Annotated in this window: 21 protein-coding genes and 1 pseudogene; 17 read left to right on the top strand and 5 right to left on the bottom strand. The window is 70.6% G+C overall.

Annotated features, from left to right (window positions below; all coding sequences use genetic code 11):
• Positions 1–152 precede the first annotated feature (152 nt).
• Positions 153–368 (top strand): I78 family peptidase inhibitor, encoded by a 216-nt coding sequence (locus H293_RS0110645; RefSeq protein WP_020117860.1) that lies wholly within the window; start codon positions 153–155, stop codon positions 366–368.
• 98 nt (positions 369–466) lie between these two features.
• On the opposite strand, the gene H293_RS0110640 is transcribed toward H293_RS0110645, so the two are convergent.
• Both H293_RS0110640 and H293_RS0110635 read right to left on the bottom strand, forming a co-directional pair.
• Positions 467–1,498, bottom strand: a complete 1,032-nt coding sequence (locus H293_RS0110640; protein WP_028807733.1) for a phosphatase PAP2 family protein — start codon at positions 1,496–1,498, stop codon at positions 467–469.
• Between the two features lie 237 nt (positions 1,499–1,735).
• Positions 1,736–3,028, bottom strand: a complete 1,293-nt coding sequence (locus H293_RS0110635; RefSeq protein ID WP_020117858.1) for a mannosyltransferase family protein — start codon at positions 3,026–3,028, stop codon at positions 1,736–1,738.
• Positions 3,029–3,289: 261 nt separating this feature from the next.
• On the opposite strand from H293_RS0110635, the gene H293_RS0110630 reads away from it, so the two are divergent.
• Both H293_RS0110630 and H293_RS0110625 read left to right on the top strand, forming a co-directional pair.
• Entirely contained in the window at positions 3,290–4,891 is a 1,602-nt protein-coding gene (locus H293_RS0110630) for an MFS transporter (RefSeq protein ID WP_020117857.1), read from the top strand.
• A 131-nt stretch (positions 4,892–5,022) separates the two neighbouring features.
• Positions 5,023–6,195: an acyl-CoA dehydrogenase family protein gene (locus H293_RS0110625; protein WP_020117856.1), complete on the top strand. Its 1,173-nt coding sequence runs from the start codon at positions 5,023–5,025 to the stop codon at positions 6,193–6,195.
• Positions 6,196–6,231: 36 nt separating this feature from the next.
• Here H293_RS0110625 and H293_RS0110620 read toward each other — a convergent pair whose 3' ends face one another.
• Complete coding sequence (locus H293_RS0110620; protein ID WP_020117855.1) at positions 6,232–6,672, bottom strand: cell division protein SepF; 441 nt, start codon at positions 6,670–6,672, stop codon at positions 6,232–6,234.
• Between the two features lie 916 nt (positions 6,673–7,588).
• Between H293_RS0110620 and H293_RS0110615 the strand changes: the two genes are divergently transcribed.
• The 3 genes from H293_RS0110615 to H293_RS0110605 all read left to right on the top strand — a co-directional run bounded on the left by H293_RS0110615 (position 7,589) and on the right by H293_RS0110605 (position 11,693).
• Complete coding sequence (locus H293_RS0110615) at positions 7,589–9,346, top strand: FAD/NAD(P)-binding protein (protein WP_028807732.1); 1,758 nt, start codon at positions 7,589–7,591, stop codon at positions 9,344–9,346.
• Between the two features lie 90 nt (positions 9,347–9,436).
• A complete protein-coding gene (locus H293_RS0110610) occupies positions 9,437–10,351 on the top strand; it encodes an LLM class flavin-dependent oxidoreductase (RefSeq protein WP_020117853.1) in 915 nt (304 codons plus the stop codon).
• A 433-nt stretch (positions 10,352–10,784) separates the two neighbouring features.
• Complete coding sequence (locus H293_RS0110605; RefSeq protein ID WP_020117852.1) at positions 10,785–11,693, top strand: S1 family peptidase; 909 nt, start codon at positions 10,785–10,787, stop codon at positions 11,691–11,693.
• Positions 11,694–11,769: 76 nt separating this feature from the next.
• On the opposite strand, the gene H293_RS61380 is transcribed toward H293_RS0110605, so the two are convergent.
• A complete protein-coding gene (locus tag H293_RS61380) occupies positions 11,770–12,009 on the bottom strand; it encodes a hypothetical protein (protein ID WP_310591877.1) in 240 nt (79 codons plus the stop codon).
• A gap of 52 nt (positions 12,010–12,061) precedes the next feature.
• A pseudogene (locus H293_RS61595) lies at positions 12,062–12,181 on the bottom strand (alpha/beta fold hydrolase); the annotation flags it as partial.
• A gap of 220 nt (positions 12,182–12,401) precedes the next feature.
• Between H293_RS61595 and H293_RS0110590 the strand changes: the two are divergent.
• The 11 genes from H293_RS0110590 (at position 12,402) to H293_RS0110545 (ending at position 20,694) form a co-directional block, all read left to right on the top strand.
• The gene (locus H293_RS0110590; RefSeq protein ID WP_020117849.1) at positions 12,402–13,250 is read left to right on the top strand and encodes a slipin family protein; all 849 of its coding nucleotides are present in this window, start codon (positions 12,402–12,404) and stop codon (positions 13,248–13,250) included.
• A gap of 232 nt (positions 13,251–13,482) precedes the next feature.
• Positions 13,483–14,565, top strand: coding sequence for a S1 family peptidase (locus H293_RS0110585; protein ID WP_020117848.1), 1,083 nt, complete (start codon positions 13,483–13,485; stop codon positions 14,563–14,565).
• Between the two features lie 221 nt (positions 14,566–14,786).
• Positions 14,787–14,960, top strand: coding sequence for a hypothetical protein (locus tag H293_RS59140; RefSeq protein WP_020117847.1), 174 nt, complete (start codon positions 14,787–14,789; stop codon positions 14,958–14,960).
• On the top strand, positions 14,953–15,360 hold the full coding sequence (locus tag H293_RS0110575) for a hypothetical protein (RefSeq protein WP_020117846.1): 408 nt from the start codon (positions 14,953–14,955) through the stop codon (positions 15,358–15,360). The genes H293_RS59140 and H293_RS0110575 overlap by 8 nt, the downstream gene beginning before the upstream one ends.
• Positions 15,361–15,438: 78 nt before the next feature.
• Complete coding sequence (locus H293_RS0110570; protein ID WP_020117845.1) at positions 15,439–16,014, top strand: phage tail tube protein; 576 nt, start codon at positions 15,439–15,441, stop codon at positions 16,012–16,014.
• Positions 16,015–16,100: 86 nt separating this feature from the next.
• Entirely contained in the window at positions 16,101–16,391 is a 291-nt protein-coding gene (locus H293_RS49320) for a hypothetical protein (RefSeq protein ID WP_020117844.1), read from the top strand.
• Between the two features lie 47 nt (positions 16,392–16,438).
• A complete protein-coding gene (locus H293_RS0110565) occupies positions 16,439–16,813 on the top strand; it encodes a hypothetical protein (protein WP_028807731.1) in 375 nt (124 codons plus the stop codon).
• A 13-nt stretch (positions 16,814–16,826) separates the two neighbouring features.
• On the top strand, positions 16,827–17,519 hold the full coding sequence (locus H293_RS0110560) for a hypothetical protein (protein WP_020117842.1): 693 nt from the start codon (positions 16,827–16,829) through the stop codon (positions 17,517–17,519).
• 30 nt (positions 17,520–17,549) lie between these two features.
• Positions 17,550–18,665, top strand: coding sequence for a phage tail protein (locus H293_RS0110555; protein ID WP_020117841.1), 1,116 nt, complete (start codon positions 17,550–17,552; stop codon positions 18,663–18,665).
• The gene (locus H293_RS0110550) at positions 18,662–19,522 is read left to right on the top strand and encodes a phage distal tail protein (RefSeq protein WP_028807730.1); all 861 of its coding nucleotides are present in this window, start codon (positions 18,662–18,664) and stop codon (positions 19,520–19,522) included. Before H293_RS0110555 ends, H293_RS0110550 begins: the two co-directional genes overlap by 4 nt.
• Before the next feature lie 89 nt (positions 19,523–19,611).
• Positions 19,612–20,694, top strand: coding sequence for a hypothetical protein (locus H293_RS0110545; protein WP_020117839.1), 1,083 nt, complete (start codon positions 19,612–19,614; stop codon positions 20,692–20,694).
• Positions 20,695–20,700 lie beyond the last annotated feature (6 nt).

The raw sequence follows: 20,700 nt of genomic DNA, 5'->3' as shown, positions 1-20,700 counted from the left end.
GCGTTCGAATACCTGCGGAAGGGCTAGGGAAACGCCCGTCCGTGTGACGCAGCGCGAGGGAAACGGGTGAGGCGATCCTGTGACAGAAGCGTGACAGGGGGCGTGCGGGATCCGGACTTCCGCGGCCGCCGGGCAGGGCCTAGCGTGGCCGTATGGCACCCATTCCGACACCGCCCGCCGAACCCCAGGACAGCCCGGACACCTACCTCGGCCTCGACTCCGCCGCCGCCGAGCGGCTCGCGCGTGAGCGGGGCTGGTCGACGGTCCGCTCGCTGCCGCCGGGGGCGATCATCACGATGGAGTACCGCACGGGCCGGTTGAACTTCGAGGTGAAGGACGGCCGCGTGGCGCGGGCCTGGAAGGGCTGAACCGCATGACGCGGGCCCCGGTTCCTGTCGAGGAACCGGGGCCCGAATCATGTCCGGGGCGGTGGTGCGTACCGGCCCCGCTGCCTTCGAGGTGCGGATCAGCCGCCGGAGACCGGCCGGGTGGCCGGGGAGGGCGTACCGCGCACGATCCGGTCCGGGTGGGGCGGGCGGCGGCTGCCGGCCGGGGTGACCGGGGTGCGCTCCGAGCGGGTGGTGTGCGGGCCCGGCGCCATGTGGGCGGGCGACCTGGGGCCACGCGCCGGGACGGCGGCCTCGCGGGCCGCCGTCTCGTTCTGCGGGGCCGTGAGCGGCTTGAGGCGGGCGGGCGCGGGCGCCGTGACCGGGGTGACCGGGACCGGGGCCTTCGCGCCGCCACGGGCCCGCCGGCGGTCGCGCAGCTCGAAGGCGTAGGCCTCGGTACGGGCGATCAGCGGCTCGAACCAGGGCAGCGCGAGCAGGATCAGCAGACCGGCGATCCAGCCCAGCACGACGTCGCTCAGCCAGTGCGTACCGAGGTAGACGGTGGCCATGCCGACGCCCAGCGAGGTCACCGCGGAGATCGCGGACAGCCAGCGGCGGGCCCTCGGGGTGGAGGCCAGATACGCCAGGATTCCCCAGGTCACGACGGCGTTGGCGGTGTGGCCGCTGGGAAATATATCGCCGCCCAGGCCCATCTCGTTGGAGCCGATGACGGTCGCGTAGTGAGGTCCGAGCCGTCCCATGCCGTACTTGGCGGCGCCGACCGTGATGTTCAGCAGCAGCAGTGAGGTGCCCAGTGTCAGCAGCGGGCGCAGGGTGTGCTGCCGCCAGGAACGCCAGCCCAGCCAGGCCGCGACCATCACCGCGGTCGGGCCGCGCTGGCCCAGTACCACGTAGTAGTCGACGAACCAGTGGATGGACGCCCATTGCTGGTACGGCCGGAAGAACATGACCTGCCAGTCGAGGCGGACCAGCCACGAGGCGGTCACCACCAGCCACACGATCGCCAGGTAGAACGCCAGGGCGGCGACCACGAGGACGGTCCGGTGGCGGCTCGCCCGAGGCACGCTGAGGTGGGCCGGCCGTTCCGGCTCACGGTCCAGCCTGGCGAACACCCGGTCCAGACGGGTGGGGTTTCGTTCGGTACGCACCCAAAAGACGTTACAGCGAGTGAGCTCTGATCCCCGTCGAATCAGCGGCTTTGTGATGACGATGTGATGTGGGATTCCTCTCAGACGGGGCTTTATTTCCAGTGATTCCGCAAAGGGTGGCGGCTGCGTCCTTCAATTCCTTTGATCATTCCGGGTTCCGGTTTTATGGGCCTTATGAATTCGTTCACCGAATCATGGGGTGGAATTCTCCGGGCGCTCATCGGCGGCCCGGGGCGATCATGGTGGACCGGAGCCGTTCAGCCAGAAGGCGCCGTACAGGGCGGAGGCGATGGCGATCAGGGTCACGATCGCGGTTGACCTGCGGGTCCTTGAGCGGGCGAGGGTCAGGGCGAGGGGGAGCAACAGAGGGAAAGCGGGCATCAGCAGGCGCGGTTTCGAGCCGAAGTAGCTCGACGCGCACAGGGCGAGGGCGGTGACGACGCCGGCGTACACCAGGAGGGGGAGCGGCTGGCCCTGCCGTGCGCAGACGACGTACAGCCACACCACCAGCCCGACGCCGACGATCAGTCCGGCCCCGGCCAGGGCCGAGGGGAACGACGTGAACTTGTCGGCGACGAATCGGGCGAAGGCGTACCCGCCGTCGAAGCCGTTGCGCCAGCCCGCCTGCACGTCGAGGTAACCGAACGGGCCCTTGCCGGTGCGGTGACCGACCCACAGGACGTAGGCGGCGGCGCCGAGGGGGGCGAGGGCCATGCCCAGGGCGCGGCGGTCGGGAAGGGCCGCGGGGGTGCGCGAGGGGCCGGTGGCCTGTGCGCCGCGCTCCCCGGCCGCGCTCCGGTTCCGCACGGAAGGGCCGGCGTGCGGGGCGCTCGGGGCGCGCACGGCCGAGGCGGTTCCCTCCTCCCCGTCCGTGGCGGACGCGGACGGGTCGCGGTCCCGTCGGTCCCGCAGGTACGCGGCGATACCCGTCGCCCACACCGCCGCGACCACCGCCAGGCCCACCGGGCGGGTCAGGCCCGCCAGGGAGGCCAGCAGGCCCGCCGTCACCCAGCGGCCGGTCAGCACCGCGTACAGCGACCAGGCCGCCAGCGCCGTGAACAGCGACTCGCTGTACGCCATCGACTGGACGATTCCGACGGGCAGGACGGCCCACAGAAGCACCGCGCACACGCCCGCCCGGGGGCCGTACACCTGGTCCGTCACCGCGAAGACGCCCCAGGCCGCGGCCAGGGAGGCGAGCAGGGCCACCACGAAGCCCGCGTCGGCGTAGGACAGCGGGGCCGTCGCGTGCAGCAGCCGCTCCAGCCAGGGCAGGAGCGGGAAGAACGCCAGGTTCGAGTGCACGTCGCCGTTCGGCAGCCGCACCTCGTAGCCGTAACCGAGTTCGGCCACCCTGGTGTACCAGAGCGCGTCCCAGCGGGCGGTCAGCAGGGTGTACGCGCTCTTGTCGCGCGCGGCGCTCCACAGGGCCAGCGTGAGCAGGCCCAGGGCGCGGACGGCCGCGTAGCCGAGCAGCGCCGGGGCGGCTCGGCGCAGGGCCGGTTCGGTGCGCGTTCCAAGATCGGTCACGGGTCCGATTATCGACCGCTCGCCGTACCGGTCCGTCCGACGGGGCACGGCGACAGGCGGCGAAAGTGGCGTACGCCACACGTGTCCGTCCGAAGTCTGAGAGCTCCGCCACTGGGGGTACACGCGAACTCGCGTACGCTGACGTGTCACCCGCCGTTCGCTGCGCGGGCCGGAGACCGCCGCTCCTCTCCGGCTGAGATCATGGGGAGTCCCCACCCCGTGTGCCCGCCGAACGCCAGGGAACATCTGGGAGGTACGTACATGTCCGGGACGACCACGGCCGCCGCGATGCTGCGCCGTCGGGCGGCCGGGGCCGGTGCAAACCGCTGGGTCGTCCTCGTCGTCCTGTGCGTGAGCCTGCTCCTGGTCGCCCTCGATGCGACGGTGCTGCATGTCGCGGTGCCCGCCGTCACCGAGGACCTCAAGCCCGGCGCGATAGAACTGCTCTGGATCGTCGACGTCTATCCGCTCGTCTGCGCCTCGCTGCTGATCCTCTTCGGCACGCTCGGCGACCGCGTGGGCCGCAGGAGAGTCCTTCTCCTCGGTTACGGCCTCTTCGGCGTCGCCTCCGGGGTCGCCGCCGTCGCGGACACCGCCCAGGTACTGATCCTCGCCCGGGCGCTGCTCGGCGTCGGCGGCGCGATGATCATGCCCGCGACGCTGTCGATCCTGCGGCAGGTCTTTCCCGACCGGCGTGAGCGAGCGCTCGCCATCGGCATCTGGAGCGCCGTCGCCGCGGTCGGCGCCGCCGTCGGACCACTGCTCGGAGGCTTCCTCCTGGAGCACTTCTGGTGGGGCTCCGTCTTCCTCGTCAACATCCCGTTGATGCTGGTCAGCCTGCCGGTGGGCCGCCTGCTGCTGCCCGAGTCGAAGGGCAGCGGCGAGGGCCCCTGGGACGTCGTCGGCGCGCTGACGGCCGCCGCCGGGCTGTTCGCCCTGGTGCTCGGCGTGAAGCGGCTCGGAGGCGGCGAGCTCGACGCGTTCACCGCGATTCCGCTGGTCCTGGGCGCGGCGCTGCTCGTCCTCTTCGTGCGGCGGCAGCGACGGCGCACGCATCCCCTGGTGGACCTGCGGATGTTCGCGCGTCCCGCGTTCAGCACCTCGGTCGGCTGCATCGTGCTGGCGATGCTCGCGCTGGTGGGGCTCGAACTGATCGCGGCGCAGTATCTCCAGCTGGTCCTCGGCCTGTCCCCGCTGGAGACCGGTCTACGGCTGCTGCCGCTGACCATCGCCGCGATGGCGGCGGGACTGGCCGGGGCGCGTCTGCTGCGGCGCTTCGGGCCGCGCCTGATGGTGAGCGCCGGGTTCTGCCTGACGGCCCTGGCCGTGCTGCTGCTCACCGCCATGGGAGACGCGGACAACACGGGCCTGTTGGTGTTCGGGTTCGTGCTGCTCGGGTTCGGCCTGGAGACGACGCTCTTCGGGGCGTACGAGTCGATGCTCAGCGAGGCACCGCCGGAGCAGGCGGGCGGGGCCGCGGCGATCGGCGAGACCTCGTACCAGCTCGGGGCGGGCATCGGGATCGCGCTGCTCGGCAGTGTGATGAACGCGGCGTACACGCCCGGCCTCTCCGGTGTGCCCGGCGTCCCCGAGGCGGCGTCCAGGTCGGCGGGACACTCCCTGGGCGAGGCCTACGAGGTGGCCGGACGCCTCGGCGGACCCGCGGGCGTGGCCCTGCGCCGGGCCGCACAGGACTCCTTCGTGCACGGGCTGCACGTGACCTTGCTGGTGAGTGCGGGGTTGTTGCTGCTGGGCGCGGTGATGGCGCTGCGGCTGCCGCGCACGATGCAGTGCGGCGAGGCCCCGGAGGCGGTCGGGCTTCCGGCGCCCAGGGAAGTCGCGGAGTCACGCGTCTCCGCCTGACCGGCGTCTGGATGTGCGGCGGAGCGCGCTGTAACGTCGGCGACGGAAGCCTAAATTAGCGGTGCTAGTTTCCAGTCGCCCGCTGTTTCCAGTCGCCCGCCCGCTGGAGCCCTTCTGCCGGAGGATGTGCCATGCCCCCGTTCGACCCCGCCGACCCCCTCGGTATCGACGACCTGCTGGAGCCGGAGGACCTGGCGATCCGCGCGACCGTGCGGACCTGGGCCGCCGACCGCGTCCTGCCCCATGTCGCCGACTGGTACGAGAAGGGCGAGCTGCCGGGGATCAGGGAACTCGCCCGGGAGCTCGGGGAGATCGGCGCTCTCGGGATGTCGCTCAGCGGATACGGGTGCGCGGGAGCCTCCGCCGTGCAGTACGGGCTCGCCTGTCTGGAGCTGGAGGCCGCCGACTCCGGGATCCGCTCTCTCGTCTCCGTGCAGGGCTCGCTCGCCATGTACGCGATCCACCGCTTCGGCAGTGAGGAGCAGAAGCAGACCTGGCTGCCGCGGATGGCCGCCGGCGAGGTGATCGGCTGCTTCGGGCTCACCGAACCCGATCACGGCTCCGACCCCGGAGCGATGCGGACGTACGCCAAGAAGGACGGCACGGACTGGGTCCTCAACGGGCGCAAGATGTGGATCACCAACGGCTCGGTCGCCGGGGTCGCCGTCGTGTGGGCGCAGACCGACGACGGGATCCGCGGGTTCGTGGTGCCGGCCGGCACCCCGGGTTTCTCGGCGCCGGAGATCAAGCACAAGTGGTCGCTGCGGGCCAGCGTCACCAGCGAGCTCGTCCTGGACGACGTACGGCTGCCCGCCGACGCGGTGCTGCCGGAGGTCGTCGGGCTCAAGGGGCCGCTCAGCTGTCTCTCGCACGCCCGGTACGGGATCGTGTGGGGTGCGATGGGGGCGGCGCGGTCGTGTTTCGAGACCGCCGTCGACTACGCGAAGACACGGGAGCAGTTCGGGCGGCCCATCGGGGGCTTCCAGCTCACCCAGGCCAAACTCGCCGACATGGCGGTCGAACTGCACAAGGGGATTCTGCTCGCCCACCATCTGGGGCGGCGCATGGACGCCGGCCGCCTGCGTCCCGAGCAGGTCAGCTTCGGCAAGCTCAACAACGTCCGCGAGGCCATCGAGATCTGCCGCACGTCACGGACGATCCTCGGTGCCAACGGGATCTCCCTCGAATACCCCGTCATGCGGCACGCGACGAACCTCGAGTCGGTGCTGACGTACGAGGGCACCGTCGAGATGCATCAGTTGGTGCTGGGCAAGGCACTCACCGGGTTGGACGCCTTCCGGTGAACCCTGCCTGGGGCAGGGCCGGCGAGCGGCCCTGCCTCAGCTCTGGTTGAAGAAGCCGTCCGTGCGGTGCTGCGCGGGATCGCCGTTCACGATCTCGGTGTTGGCGGGGGTCAGCAAGAACACCCGGGTGGACACGCGCTCGATGGAACCGCGCAGCCCGAAGATCAGCCCGGCCGCGAAGTCGACGACGCGCTTGGCGTCACCGGCCTCCATCGCGGTCAGGTTCATGATGACGGGGACGCCCTCACGGAACAGTTCGCCGATGGCGCGGGCGTCTCTGAAGCTGTCGGGGGTCACCGTGCCGATCCGGCGGCCCTTTTCCTCGGCGACGTCCGAGGCCACCTTGACCCGCGGGTCGGTGACCCAGGCATCCCCGGGCTCGGTCCCTTCGGAGTATCCGTCGTCGTCGTAGTAACGCTCGTCATCGTTGTCGTCAACGAGGCCCAGCCAGGCACTCGCCTTGCGCACCGATCCCATGGACGCCTCCTCTCACAGCGGTCTGTCTTGCTCTTGTATCCCTATGGTCATCCATGATGCGGATCGCGCGCCAAGTGAATAGCCGCCGCGCGGGGGGTTTGTGACGGTACTGGTGCACAGCGAATACGTCGAGAGCCCAGGTACCCCAAGGGTCGTGTCCCATACGGCTGCTGACTGTGAGTGAAATATGATTCTTCACGGCGTACGGGTGAGTGCTGGCGCGTACGGGTGAACGGCACCGCCGGGACGAATCCGCTGCTCAACGCCGTTCCGGCCACGGGGATTCGCCGTGCGCGGATTCGCCGGGCCCGCCGCCGTCGGCTTGCGGGTATCGGTTCTGACGGCGCTTCAGGCCGCTGGAGATTCTTTTTCGGCCGCAGAGGCGGGTCGTTATCGCCGAGTCCGTCGAGAAGGGGACTCCGCGGTGATCAGGGTGAAGCGGTCTGCTGGATGCGAGGAACACCGGGTGAGGGGAGGGGCCCGTGTGAAGGCGGAGGAGGAGAACGCGAAAGGCGCCCCGCCGGAAGCAGGGCGAGCAGCGGGTCGGCTCAACAGGAAGAGGACCACACGCGACCGAAGTCGATGTGGGAGCGCTTGACCAGCCACTGCTGTGGGTGCATGAGGCAAGTGGAACAGGCATTCGGTGGGGCGTCAACCAGCCTGAGACGTACGGCTCACAGTGTGGACAACCTTGACAGTGCGGGGAAACGGCCCCGTAGTCTCGGCGGATACGGCCCTGCTGAGGGGCTCGGCCGTATCTCTTGTGTCCGTGTGAAGGCACCCGCCCGAGTTCGACCGACTCGATGTCACGGAGCCTTCGCATGTCCTCCGACACCCTTGCCCAAGCCCCCGCCGCACTCCGGCCGGCCGATGCGCCCACGGACAGACATCACACCCACGGTACGGGGCGCACCCGATGAGGCGTTCGCTGGTGATCGTCGGAGCCGGGCCGCGGGGGACCGGTCTGATCGAGCGGATCGCCGCCAACGCCCCCGAGCTCCACGACGGTTCGGGCCTCGACCTGCACCTGGTGGATCCGCATGAGCCCGGCGCCGGACGCATCTGGCGCGAGGCGCAGTCACCGCTGCTGTGGATGAACTCGCACGCCGAGGACGTCACCATGTTCACCGACGAGACGGTGGACATGGCCGGACCCGTGCGCCCCGGCCCCACCCTGCACGAGTGGGCCGGCATCGACGGCCGCACCTTCGCCGACCGGCAGCTCCAGGGCGCGTACCTGCGCTGGGTGCACGAGCAGGCGGTGGCCGCGCTGCCGCCGTCCGTGTCCGTCCACCACCACCCGCGACGTGCCCTGCGGGTGAGCGGACCGCGCGAGGGACGCCAGCAGGTCTGGCTGGAGGGCCGACCGCGCCCGCTCCTCGCCGACCTGGTCGTCCTCGCCCTCGGCCACCTCGACGCCGAACTCGACGACGAGCAGCGGGACCTGGCGGCGTACGCCCGCACCCACGACCTCGTCCACCTGCCCCCCGACTTCACCGCCGACAGCGACCTGTCCGCGCTCGCGCCGGGCGAACCGGTCCTGGTCCGCGGGTTCGGGCTCGCCTTCGTCGACCTGATGGCGCTGCTGACCGAGGGCCGGGGCGGACGGTACGACGGGGACACCTATGTCCCGTCCGGGCGCGAGCCGGTCCTGCACGTCGGATCGCGGCGCGGGGTGCCGTACCACTCGAAGATCGGCTACGACTGGACCGGCGAGCGGCCGCCGCTGCCCCGCTTCCTGGGGCCGGCCCGGATAGACGGACTGCTCGCCCGGCCGGGGGGCGTCGACTTCCGGCGGGACGTGTGGCCGCTGGTGGAGAAGGAGCTCGGATTCGCCCACTACCACCGGCTGTTCACCGTGCACCCGGAGCGGACCGCGATGTCCTGGACCGACTTCGAGGAGAAGTACGCGGCCGTCGACGTGGCCCTCGAACGGGAGACCCTGGTGGCCTCCGCCGTGCCCGATCCCCGTGACCGGCTCGACCTCGCCGCGCTCGACCGGCCGCTGGAGGGGAAGCGGTACGCGACGCACGAGGCGTTCCAGGAGGGGCTGCGGGAGTATGTCGAGGCCGATCTGAGCCGGCGGCACGATCCCCGCTACAGCCCCGACCTGGCCGTGTTCCTCGGACTCCTCTCCGTCTACGGGCAGCTGGTGCGGCTCGGGGACATCGGTGGCTGGTGGCACGGGTTCTTCAGCTATCTGGCCTCCGGGCCGCCCGGCCCCCGGCTGCGGCAGCTGCTCGCGCTGTCCCGGGCCGGGGTGCTCAGGTTCGTCGGGGCGGACATGGAGGTCCGCGCCGAGGACGGGATGTTCCGGGCGTCGAGCCCCACCGTCCCGGGCCACTCGGTCGAGGCGCGGGCCCTGGTCGAGGCCCGGCTGCCCGAGCCGACCGTCCGGCGGGCCCTCGATCCGCTGCTGCGCGCGCTGCACGACGAGGGGGCCGCCGAGAGTCCGGACGGGCTGCTGCGGGTGGACCGTGCCGACGGCCGGCTCCTGGACCGGTCCGGGCGCCCGCACCCCCGGCGCTTCGCCCTCGGGCCGCACACCGACGGCCGCACACCCGGCGCCTTCACCCGGCCGCGCACCGGCGGGCCCGCGTTCCGGCAGAACGACGCGACCGCGCGGGCCGCACTGCGGTTCCTGGGCGAGCTCGCCGGTCGTGCGGTCGCCTGAGCCGCCGGTGCGAGACGGCCGCCGGTCCGCGCGGTCGTGGTTGTTCCCCGCCGCGGCGGGCCGGATTCTCCCCCGAAAGGATTCCCCCACATGGCTTCCTCGAACGGCCGGGGGCTCGTGCACCTCGCCGCCGCCCTCGACCAGCCGTCGGCGTACGACGCGCTTCCCTACGTCGAGGCGGCGCGGCTCGCCGAGCGCGGCGGGCTCGACTTCGTGACCCTGGACGACACCCTCGCCCGGCCCGGCCTCGACGCGCTCGCGGTGCTGTCCCGGGTCGCGTCCGCCACCGGCCGGATCGGCCTGGTGCCCACCGTCACGAGCACCCACCCCGAGCTCTTCCACGTCCAGGCAGCCGTCGCGACCCTCGACCGGGTCAGCCGGGGCCGGGCCGGCTGGCGTATCGACAGCTCGGCCACCGGGGCCGAGGCCGCCGCGAGACTGTGGGACGGACGGGAGGACGACACCGAGACAGGGGACCTGCCGAACGGCGGTCCGCGGCCCCCGCACGGTCGCCCGGTCCGCGTGGTCGACGCCACCGACGAACCCGCCCGCAGAACCGCCGCCCGGTACGCCGACGTGGCCCTCGTCCGCGCCGCGAGCGCCGCGCAGGCCGCCGCTGAACGCGATCAACTCCACGCCATGGCGGCCGAGTTCGGGCGCCGCCCCGACGAACTGCGGGTCCTCGCCGGACTCCTCGTCGACCTCGGCGACGGCGAGCACGCGGCCGCGCCGGGGCACGGCGGGGGCGGACCCCGCCAGACCGCGCAGGGGCCGTTGTACCGGGGCGGCCCCGTCGACCTCGCGGCACTGATCGCCACCTGGCACGGCGAGGGCGTCGTCGACGGCTTCCACCTCACCCCCGCCGAACCGCTGCGGGACCTGGAACGGCTCGTCAACGGCACGGTGGCGCTGCTCCAGCACCGCGGACTGTTCCGCACCTTCTACCCGGGCAGCACGCTCCGGGAGCACCTGGATCTCGCCGTCCCCGCCCACCCCTGCGGGTAGCTCGCCGTAGGTTGTTTTCGGCGATGCGGCGAAGGGGAACGGCAGCCGCCGGTCCCGGGTTCCGTGGCCGTCCGTGCCGGACACCGACGGCCGTACGACGGTCTGTGCCGAGGAGGCGCCACTGGCGCCCTGTCACTTCGCCGACCACCGCATCTGCCGCTTTCCGCCCATGGGGAAGGCCCTCGATGGCGCCCTCGCGACGGGGGAGCGGGACGGGTTTCGAGGCATGGCCGTTCCCTGTGAAGCACAAAGGTCTTTCAAAGATTGACGGCCGAAAGGCGCCCTTGCGCCGACCGTCCGTTCGGCCGAATACTCCCCCTCAGCGCTTGTCAGGAGCACGGCATGTTCGAAAACCGGACGCCCGTGCCGCTGACTGCGCCTCACGGGCCCCGACCCCACGCGGGCCCCCGACTTCCCTTGGAGGGAACGAAACGTGAGGATCAAGCGCACCAACCCCCGCAGTGGCATGACGAGACGGACCCGGCTGATCGCCGGAACCACCGGCCTCGTGGCCGCGGCCGCGATCGCGGTCCCCAGCGTGAACGCGACCGCTGCGACCCCGTTCAGCACCGCCGAACTCAAGAGCGCCAGCAGTTCGGTCCTCAAGGCCGACATCCCGGGCACCGCCTGGGCCGTCGACAGCAAGACCAACCGTGTGGTCGTCACCGTGGACAGCACGGTCTCGCAGGCCGAGATCGCCAAGATCAAGGAGCAGGCGGGCAGCAACGCCGACGCGCTCACGATCAAGCACACCCCGGGCAAGTTCAACAAGCTGATCTCCGGCGGCGACGCCATCTATGCGAGTAGCTGGCGCTGCTCCCTCGGCTTCAACGTCCGCAGCGGGAGCACCTACTACTTCCTGACCGCCGGTCACTGCACCGACGGTGCGGGCACCTGGTGGTCCAACTCCGGGCACACCACCACGCTCGGTTCGACGGCGGGCTCCAGCTTCCCGACGAACGACTACGGCCTCGTCAAGTACTCGTCGAGCTACCCGACCTCGTCGATCTCCGGCACCGTCGGCAGTGTCGACATCACCAGCGCCGCCACCCCGTCCGTGAACACCACGGTCTACCGCCGCGGTTCCACCACCGGCATCCACAGCGGCCGGGTCACCGCGCTGAACGCGACCGTCAACTACGGCGGCGGTGACGTCGTCTACGGCATGATCCAGACCACGGTCTGCGCCGAGCCCGGCGACTCCGGCGGCCCGCTCTACTCCAACAGCGGTATCGCCTACGGTCTGACCTCCGGCGGCAGCGGCAACTGCTCCTCCGGCGGCACGACCTTCTTCCAGCCGGTCACCGAGGCCCTGAGCGCCTACGGCGTCAGCGTCTTCTAGGCCCGGCAGCGGCCTGAACCGCAGCCGGTACCTGGTGAGCCCCCGTACGCATCCGCCGTACGGGGGCTCGTCGCGATCAGGAGGTGGTCCGCTCCGGTGGCACGGGCCGGGTGACGGCGGCCGGGTCGAAGCCCCAGCCGCCGAGCAGGGCGAGGCCGTCGTCGAGCCGGCCGTACGACGACCCGCGCAGCGCCTCCCGGTAGGCGCGCAGCAGCATCTCGCCGACCGCCGGTCCCTCGCGTCCGGGGGTGCGGGGGACGCCAGTGCTGCCGCGTGCCGCACCCGGGAGGGCGGCAGTGCGGCGCAGGCCAGGCATGCGGGGCGCCGCCGGAGTGGCCGAGCACCGAGAAACGGCCGAGCCCGAGGGCACCGGCCGGCTTCGGCACGTCCCGGGCGGCGTCGGCCACGCGGCGGCCCGGCAGACGGTCCGAGTCGCCGCAACCGGGGCGGTCGTAGGCGATGAACCGGATGTGCGGGTGGGCGGCGACGACGTCCTGGGGGACGAGGCCGAAGCGCCAGCCCGGGTGCCGTGCAGCAGGACCACCGGGCTGCCGTCCGGGTCGCCGTACTCCTCGACCCTCAGCCGGCGGCCGTCCTGTGTCCTGATGCCGTGGACCACCCCTGTCCTCCGTCTCCCCTTTGTGTACACAGCGGAGTTACCGTCGAAGTGCACACCTTGAGCGCCTGGTTCGGACCCTGGGGGTCGTGATGGTCGAGGAGCTGTTGGCGGCGGGCGTGACGCTCGCGTGCGCCGGAGCGTTGTACGCGATGGCGGCCGCGCGGGTTGTCAAGCAGTACGAACGGGGTGTGGTCTTCCGCCTCGGAAAGCTCCGGCCGGATGTGCGCGGGCCGGGGTTCACGATGATCGTTCCGGGCGTCGACAAGCTCCGGAAGGTCAACATGCAGATCGTGACCATGCCGGTGCCCGGGCAGGAGGGCATCACCCGGGACAACGTCACGGTGCGGGTGGACGCCGTCGTCTACTTCAGGGTGACCGCGCCCGCCGAGGCGGTCGTCCGGGTGGAGGACTACCGGTTCGCTGTGGCGCAGATGGCGCAGACCTCGCTGCGGTCGATCATCGGCAAGAGCGAGCTGGACGATCTGCTGTCCAACCGCGAAAAGCTCAACCAGGGACTGGAGCTGATGATCGACAGCCCCGCGGTGGAGTGGGGTGTCACCATCGACCGGGTCGAGATCAAGGACGTCTCGCTGCCCGAGACCATGAAGCGGTCCATGGCCCGGCAGGCCGAGGCGGACCGGGAGCGGCGGGCGCGGGTCATCAACGCGGACGCGGAACTCCAGGCGTCGAAGAAGCTGGCCGAGGCGGCCAAGGAGATGTCGGAGCAGCCTGCCGCGCTGCAGCTGCGGCTGCTGCAGACGGTGGTGGCGGTGGCGGCCGAGAAGAACTCGACGCTGGTGCTGCCGTTCCCCGTCGAGCTGCTGCGGTTCCTGGAACGGGCGGCGCCGGCACCACAGCAACCGGTGCAGGAGCAACCTCCGCCTCTTGAGTCCCGGCCGGATCCGGATTCCGAGGGGTCGAATTCAGGACAGGACTAGACCTCACGGGCTGATGAGGTGTTACTCGCTCGTAGTGTTTGCAGCGTGAACGGCCTGGGCTGACCGTGAACTGTCAAAAATCGCAGGGGCGCACAACCGCGTTCTACGCGCGTCCGGAAGTCACCCTTGTGCGCCCCCTGTGGGGTTCGGAAGAGTAAGGGCTCGTCAACCAGCCTTCCGGCCCGCGAGATCCCCACAATCTCCGGGCCGACCCCCCACAGGAGGACGCGAGTTGAAGCACCGACGCATACCCAGGCGGCGGATCGTCGTGGCAGGTGCGGGTATCACCGCGCTGGTCGCCGCGGGAGTCACCTTGCAGACTGCGAACGCCAGCGAGACGCCGGCCTCGCCCCAGATCAAGACCCTCTCGGCCGGTGCGGCCGGAAAGCTCGCTTCGACGCTCGGGACGGAACTCGGCGCGGACGCGGCGGGAACGTTCTACGACGCGAAGACCAAGAGCCTCGTGGTGAACGTCCTCGACGAGGACGCGGCGCGGACCGTCTCGGCGGCCGGGGCCACGGCCAGAGTCGTTTCCCACTCCCTCGCCGAACTGAAGAGCGCGCGTACGACGCTCGCCGACGACGCGACCGTCCCGGGGACGTCCTGGGTGACCGACCCCACCACCAACAAGATCCTCGTCACCGCCGACCGCACGGTCTCCGCCGCCGAGTGGGCCAAGCTCACCAAGGTGGTGGACGGGCTGGGATCGATGGCCGAACTCCAGCGTACAAAGGGGGAGTTCAAGCCCTTCATCGCCGGCGGTGACGCGATCAGCGGATCCGGTGGCCGGTGCTCGCTCGGGTTCAACGTGGTCAAGGGCGGACAGCCGTACTTCCTCACCGCCGGGCACTGCACCGAGGCGATCTCGACGTGGTCGGACTCCAGCGGCAAGCAGATCGGCACCAACGAAGTGTCGAGCTTCCCGGACAACGACTTCGGCCTGGTCAAGTACACGGCCCAGGTCGCCCATCCCAGCGAGGTGGACCTCTACAACGGGTCCGCGCAGGCGATCACCGGGGCGGCGTCGGCGACCGTCGGCCAGTCGGTGACCCGCAGCGGGTCCACGACCCAGGTGCACTCCGGGAAGGTCACCGGCCTGGACGCGACGGTGAACTACGGCAACGGCGACATCGTGAACGGGCTGATCCAGACCGATGTGTGCGCGGAGCCGGGGGACAGCGGCGGGTCGCTGTTCTCGGGGAGCAGCGCGATCGGGCTGACGTCCGGTGGCAGCGGTGACTGCACCTCCGGTGGGGAGACGTTCTTCCAGCCGGTCACGGAGGCGCTGTCGGCGACCGGGGCGTCGATCGGCTGACGCTTCGACGGTCCGGTGGCGTGTGAAGTCCCGTCCCCCTGTGTGGGGGGCGGGGCTTTCGCGTCTCCCGCCATCGTTATCCGTTCGAGACCGCACGTCGCTCACGCTGTGCTTGGGACGGCCGTTACATTTGCGGTTCCTGGGGCTCAACTTCCCTTTGACCGACGGAAGTTGATCTCTGGTCAGGTGCCTTCACAGCCAAACGTTTCGGGGGAAACGCTGTGCAGAAGATCCAGTTGACCTATTGGTGGAACGGGCACGAGCCAGGTGACGTCGTGGACGTCGACGACCCGGCCGCGCGGGAACTGCTCGGTGTCATCGCGCGCCCCGCGGAACCCCTGGAGGGCTCCGCGGACTCTGAGGACCCCGCGGTCTCCGAAGACTCCGATGAGTGAGCCGTACATCACCTTCCCGGACGTCGAGCAACTGGTCGTCGATCTGCTCAAGGACCGCAGCGAGCTGGCAGGCGTCGTCGTCGACGTCGCGCCGCCCGCCGGGTTCGACGGCTCGCAGCGCGCCGTGCTGGTCTCCCGGATGGGCGGTGCCTGGGCGGAGGACCCCCGGCTGGACAATCCGCTGGTCGACCTGGACGTGTACGGCCCCTCCAAGTCCGCGGCCCACACCGTCTCCCTCGTGGCGCGTTCCCTGATGCTCCAGCTCCGGGGCGTGCGGTACGGCGGGGCGACCGTCGTGGACGTCGTCGAGGAGGACGGGCCGCGCTGGCTGCCCGACTACCGGCACGCCAGTGCCAACCGCTACGTCTCGACCACCCGCCTGGTGGTCCGCCCGGCCTGAACGGCCGTGTTCCCGGCTCGACTTCGCCGTACTCCCACACACCAGCACGTCATGTCCATCTCCCAGCAAGGAGCAGTGATGGCCGGAACGAACGCCAAGGAGATCCGGGTCGCGGGCAGTGGCCGTGTGCTCATCGCCCCGCTCGCCACCGCACCGCCCGCCGACACCGCCGCGGCGTGGGGTGCCGGGTGGAAGGACCTCGGCTACACCACCACCGACGGGGTCAAGATCTCCAAGAAGGACAAGCTGGACCCCGTGGACACCTGGCAGAGCGTCAGCTCGGCGAGGTACGTCTACTCCGACCGCGATCTCAGCTTCAAGTTCCAGCTGCTCCAGCTGAACGAGGACACCCTGCCGTTCTTCTTCGGCGGCGGGCAGGTGAAGGAGACGGCGACCGGGTCCGGCCTCTACAAGTACGAGCTGGCGGCCGAGCCGAAGTTCGACGAGCGGATGCTCGGGCTGGAGTTCGTGGACGGCGACGAGGTCAAGTACCGCATGATCGTCGCCCGCGGCCAGGTGACCGAGACGGAGGAGCTCGCCCTCGTCCGTACGGCGCCCGTGAAGCTCGGTGTCACCTTCACCGCGCTGGCCACGGTGGACGGTGCCCCGCTGGCGATCTTCCTGATGAAGGACCCGAGCTTCAGCGCGGCCTGACCCCTTCCTCGTCCACCTCGCGTACCTCGTCCACCTCGCGTACCTCGCGGCACTCATGCCGTCCAGCAGCAAGGAGCCCCACCGACATGGCCCCCTTCAACGTCAACGCCGCCCGTGCCCAGCGGCTCGAAGCAGTCGGAAAGAACTGGGAGTTCGAGGTGGACGGAGAGGTGTTCCGGCTGCCCACCGAGTTCCCGCGCAGTATCGCCAAGCAGATCGCCGAGCTGGACGACAACGACATCGACGGGCTGCTGGCGCTGCTGCTCGGGGCGGAGCAGTTCGAGCGCTTCTGCAAGTACGACACCAGTGTCCAGGACGTGTCCGCGATTCTGGAGGCGTACGGCAACGACACCGGCATGTCGTTGGGGGAAGGCTGAGCCTCGGCGCGCTGGTCGACGAGCACGCCGAGGCTCTGGAGGCGGACCTGCTCCGCCACTACGGGGTCGACCTCCTCGACTGGCACCGGGGCCGCCTCTCCTCGCGCCGTCTGCGGGTCCTCGTCGAACACCTTCCCGCGGACTCGTCCTACGCCCGGGCGGTCCACGGCGAACAGGCGGACTGGACGGTCACGGACCATCTGCTGGCGGCGGTGGTCGACCATCTCGCCGTAGCCAACTGGATGTTCGCGACGGTCCACCGGGACGAGGACGCGGAGCCGGCGGAGTATCCGGAGGCGGTGCCGCGGCCGGGAGACGGCCCGACTGCGACTGACCCTTCGCTCGTCGATCTGGCGCCCGGCGGAGAGCGACGCGCCGCGGGCCCGGCCGAGATCGTGGCGTTTTTGAGTTCGCCCGGTTGAGAGGGAGTGGGACGTGACCGTGCCGACTGACCCGATGTGGCCCGTCGAACTGGCGAGAAAGCTCTTCGACCAGGAAATGGGCAAGGCGAGAGCGACCATTGACGAGCTGGCGCGGGCTGCCGTCAAAAAAAGCTTCGAAAAAGAGGCGGTGGTCGCCGCAGGGCCTGCCAAGGCCGAGGCGCTCGGAATTTTCGCCGCGGTCAACGCCGCGAAGCTGGAGTTCAACCTGTGGGATCCAGGAAAAAAGATTCAGGAAGCCTATGACAATTTTCTGCTGGACCGGAAGCTGAAAAAAGAGGGCGCGGACTACAGATCGGCCGACCTGGCCCCGGAGACCCTGCTCGGACGGATTCGCTCCACCGAGCAGATCGTGGCCGGTCTCAAACGCCAGATGACCGCTGTCGCGGAAACGAGGATGAGCGACCTCCGGGAGGACGCCGCTCGGAGGCAGCGGATCCTAGGAGTCATCCGTAGAGCCGTCGTACGCATAGCGGCGCTCGAGGGTGGAGCGAAGAGGGCTTCCGAGGGCACGGCGAAGGCCGCCGCGGGCACGAAAGCACTGCAGACGCAGGCGAACAGGCTCGAAAGGCAGGAGCGGAATCTGCGCCAGGCCGTGCGGCAGCTGAGCCTTGCCCTCAAGGGCGCGAATCCGGACATGCACAACTTCGAGAGAAAGATGCTGGAGATCAGGCGCAGCCTCGCCTGATTCCTGTCCATCCGAAGGGAGGTGCGGAGGATGAGAGCCGCACTGGTACAAGCCACAGGCGCACTCACCCGGTTCCGCACCGCGATGACCCAGGCGAGCAGTGCCGGGACTCGTCTGCGGACCGCCGCAGGCCAGAGCGGCGCCGAGTTCCAGAAGCTGAGGAATTCCGCCCAGCAGGCGGCCACCGGTGTGCAGGCGGCCGCGCGCAGTGCCGGCACGAGCGGAGGGCTCTTCGGACGTCTGCGGGGCGGGCTCGGCGGGGCGACGACCGCCATGCGCGGGCTCAACACCGCCATGAAGGCCAACATCCTGGGCGCGATCCTCTCCCTCATCATGCCGCTCATCACCAAGCTCATCGACATGGCGCTGCAGTCCAAGACCGTGCAGGCCGTCATGCAGGCGGCGTTCAAGATCATCGGGCAGGTGGTGGGGACCGTCATGAAGGGGGCGTCGGTCGCCATCAACTGGCTGATCGATGCCGGGAAGAATGTCGTCAACTGGTTGAAGGCCAACTGGCCGTTGCTGGTCGCCATCCTCACCGGACCCGTCGGGATCGCCGTGCTCGCGATCGTCAAGCACTGGGACCGGATCAAGGAGGCGGTCGGGTCGGTGCGGGACTGGATCGTCGACAAATGGAACGCCGTTGTTGATTTTCTGCGGGGGGTTCCCGGGAAGATCTGGGGTTTCTTCGCCGAACTGCCCAACAAGCTCATGGGGTTGGGCGGCGACCTCGTCATGGGCCTTATCAACGGCATCAAGAACTCGGCCTCGGCGCTCCTCAACACGGTGAAGAACTTCATCATCAACACCATTCCGGGACCCATCCGCAGCATTCTCGGCATCTCGTCCCCTTCCAAGGTGATGATGGGTTTCGGCGGGGATGTCGGCGAAGGGCTCGCCCTCGGTATGGAGGGCGCCGGAAACCGGGTCGCGGGCGCCGCCGGACGGCTTGCCACCGCCACCGCGCGCAATGTGATCGGGCCCGGTTACAGCCTCGCCGGAGTCGCCGGCGGCGCGTCGGCCCGGCCCCAAGGCGCCGCGGCGAGCGCCCCCGTCACGGTCAACGTCCACCCCCGCCCCGGCCAGTCCGAGTACGAGATCGGCCGGATCACCGCCCGCGAACTCGCCTGGGCGGCCAAGCGATGAGCGGGCGCCGGCTCCAGCAACCGGTGTTCGAGGTGGACGGCTGGGCCGGGAACACCGTCGACGACGACGGCGTCGAGTGGTGGGTCACCAGCGAACAGGGCTGGGCCGCCACCCCGCCCGTCCGGCTCACCCTGACCGACCGCCCCGAGCGGCACGGCGCGTTCGACGCCCCCTCCTACCGGGGACCTCGCGTGGTCACCCTGGAGGGCATGGCCATCGCCCCCGAACGCGCCGTACGGGAGGAGGCCAAGGACCGGCTGGCCGCCGTACTCGCCGACGGCAGCACTCTCGTGCCGCTCGTCGTCACCGAACCGCACCGCGTCCGGCGGGCGTTGGTCCGCCTCACCGCCGAGACGAAGATCGTCGACCGCAAGTCCGGTGCCTTCGAGTTCTCCCTGACCATGACCGCGCCGGACCCGCTGCGGTACTCGTACGGGCTGAACACCGGCACCTGCCCGCTGCCCTCCTCCAGCGGCGGTGTCGCCTTCCCGCTCACCTTCCCCCTGGACTTCGGCAGCGGCTCCTCGGGCGGCCGGCTGCTCCTGGAGAACAAGGGCACCGTCCCGACCTGGCCCGTCTGGCGGATCGTCGGGCCCTGTGTCCAGCCGGTGATCAGCAACACCGCGACCGGTGAGGAGCTCGCCTTCGAACTCACCCTCCAGGAAGGCGAGTTCCTGGTCGTCGACACCGACGCGCGCTCGGTCCTGCTCCAGGGCACGGCCTCCCGCCGGGCCACGCTGCTGCCCGGTTCGGACTGGTTCCCGCTGCCGCCGGGTGCGACGCCCGTGCTCTTCCGTGCCCGTGACTACGCCCCGGCCGCCCGGCTGACCGCGGAGTGGCGGGACGCCTGGCTCTGACACCCGCCGCCGCCCGCGGTCACCCGCACCCACCGCCGCCCCCGTCACCAGCACCCGCCCGCCCTCCGCCACCAGAAGGAACGCACCGCATGGAAAAGCTCGAGCGCGACTCCGGATGGCTCTCCGGTGGTGTCGTGGACGCCGAGGATGCCCGGCTCGCCACCGGCGTGCTCGCCTCGGCGGCGGCCGACCCCGGCAAACCGATCGCGGCCCGCACGGGCATCAAACCCGGACCCGGCAACCCCGGCAGCGTCGAGGCGTCCGAGACCCCCTCGCGCTCTGTGATGATCCAGCCCTTCCAGGGGGTCGTCCAGGGCACCCGTACGCCGTCCGCGGGCGCGTATCTGATCACGCTCGGCCAGCGGAAGAGCCTCGACGTGCTCACCGAGGCCCCGGCCCACTCGTCGTACCCCCGGATCGTCCTCGTCGTGGCCCGGCAGACCGACCGGCAGTACGGCGACGTGAGCGACGGCATGGTGGTGCAGGTGGAGGCCGGGGCGCCCGCGCCGACGCCGGTCGCGCCGAGGCTCACCGGCGATTACCTGCCGCTCGCCCAGATCACCGTGCGGGCGAACGCGGGCTCCATCACCCAGGCGGACATCCAGGACCTGCGGGTGTTCACCGTGGCCGCGGGCGGAGTGCTGCCGCTGCAGTCCTACGAGTCGCTCCCGGCCGACGGTTACTCCGGACAGCGGCTGTACGACCTCGAGACCGGTCTCGACCTGGTCCGCACCGGCACGGCCTGGCGTCCCGCGGTCACGGGCGCGGTCGAGTTCTTCGGGCCGGCGGACCCGGGCTGGCCGCTGACCACCGGCTCGGCGGGAGCCACCGGGTACACCTTCAACCAGGTGACCGTGCCTGCGGCGCCGTATCCCCGCATGCTCCTGGTCACCGGGCAGTTGACCGCGCAGACCTCGGGGGCGAACGAGCGCTGGGACCACGTGGTGCGCCTGCAGGACGGGACGCCCGTGTCCCTCGCCTGCTTCCACGGCGGCCCCACGGGGATCACCACCAGCGTCGCCCAGGGGCACCGGCTGCTGCCCGCCGCGACACAGCTCGTGCTGACGCAGTTCGTCGCCCGGGGCGGTGGGATGACGACCGGTACCGCGCTCGTGTTCTCGCCCGCCGCGCACTACACCGGCCTGCGCGTGATGGCGTTCCCCGTCCCCTGACACCCC

Source organism: Streptomyces canus 299MFChir4.1 (assembly GCF_000383615.1).
Taxonomy (GTDB): Bacteria; Actinomycetota; Actinomycetes; order Streptomycetales; family Streptomycetaceae; genus Streptomyces; species Streptomyces canus_C.
This window is presented reverse-complemented; position numbering and strand designations above follow the sequence as displayed.

What these genes read in the sequence shown, in the direction of transcription:
- H293_RS0110630 (WP_020117857.1), top strand. Translation starts at nt 3,290, where the DNA reads ATGTCCGGGACGACCACGGCCGCCGCGATGCTGCGCCGTCGGGCGGCC.
- H293_RS0110620 (WP_020117855.1), bottom strand. Translation starts at nt 6,672, where the DNA reads ATGGGATCGGTGCGCAAGGCGAGTGCCTGGCTGGGCCTCGTTGACGAC.
- H293_RS0110575 (WP_020117846.1), top strand. Translation starts at nt 14,953, where the DNA reads ATGAGTGAGCCGTACATCACCTTCCCGGACGTCGAGCAACTGGTCGTC.
- H293_RS49320 (WP_020117844.1), top strand. Translation starts at nt 16,101, where the DNA reads ATGGCCCCCTTCAACGTCAACGCCGCCCGTGCCCAGCGGCTCGAAGCA.
- H293_RS0110645 (WP_020117860.1), top strand. Translation starts at nt 153, where the DNA reads ATGGCACCCATTCCGACACCGCCCGCCGAACCCCAGGACAGCCCGGAC.
- H293_RS0110610 (WP_020117853.1), top strand. Translation starts at nt 9,437, where the DNA reads ATGGCTTCCTCGAACGGCCGGGGGCTCGTGCACCTCGCCGCCGCCCTC.
- H293_RS0110625 (WP_020117856.1), top strand. Translation starts at nt 5,023, where the DNA reads ATGCCCCCGTTCGACCCCGCCGACCCCCTCGGTATCGACGACCTGCTG.
- H293_RS0110590 (WP_020117849.1), top strand. Translation starts at nt 12,402, where the DNA reads ATGGTCGAGGAGCTGTTGGCGGCGGGCGTGACGCTCGCGTGCGCCGGA.
- H293_RS0110550 (WP_028807730.1), top strand. Translation starts at nt 18,662, where the DNA reads ATGAGCGGGCGCCGGCTCCAGCAACCGGTGTTCGAGGTGGACGGCTGG.
- H293_RS0110555 (WP_020117841.1), top strand. Translation starts at nt 17,550, where the DNA reads ATGAGAGCCGCACTGGTACAAGCCACAGGCGCACTCACCCGGTTCCGC.
- H293_RS0110545 (WP_020117839.1), top strand. Translation starts at nt 19,612, where the DNA reads ATGGAAAAGCTCGAGCGCGACTCCGGATGGCTCTCCGGTGGTGTCGTG.
- H293_RS61380 (WP_310591877.1), bottom strand. Translation starts at nt 12,009, where the DNA reads ATGCCTGGCCTGCGCCGCACTGCCGCCCTCCCGGGTGCGGCACGCGGC.
- H293_RS0110570 (WP_020117845.1), top strand. Translation starts at nt 15,439, where the DNA reads ATGGCCGGAACGAACGCCAAGGAGATCCGGGTCGCGGGCAGTGGCCGT.
- H293_RS0110615 (WP_028807732.1), top strand. Translation starts at nt 7,589, where the DNA reads ATGAGGCGTTCGCTGGTGATCGTCGGAGCCGGGCCGCGGGGGACCGGT.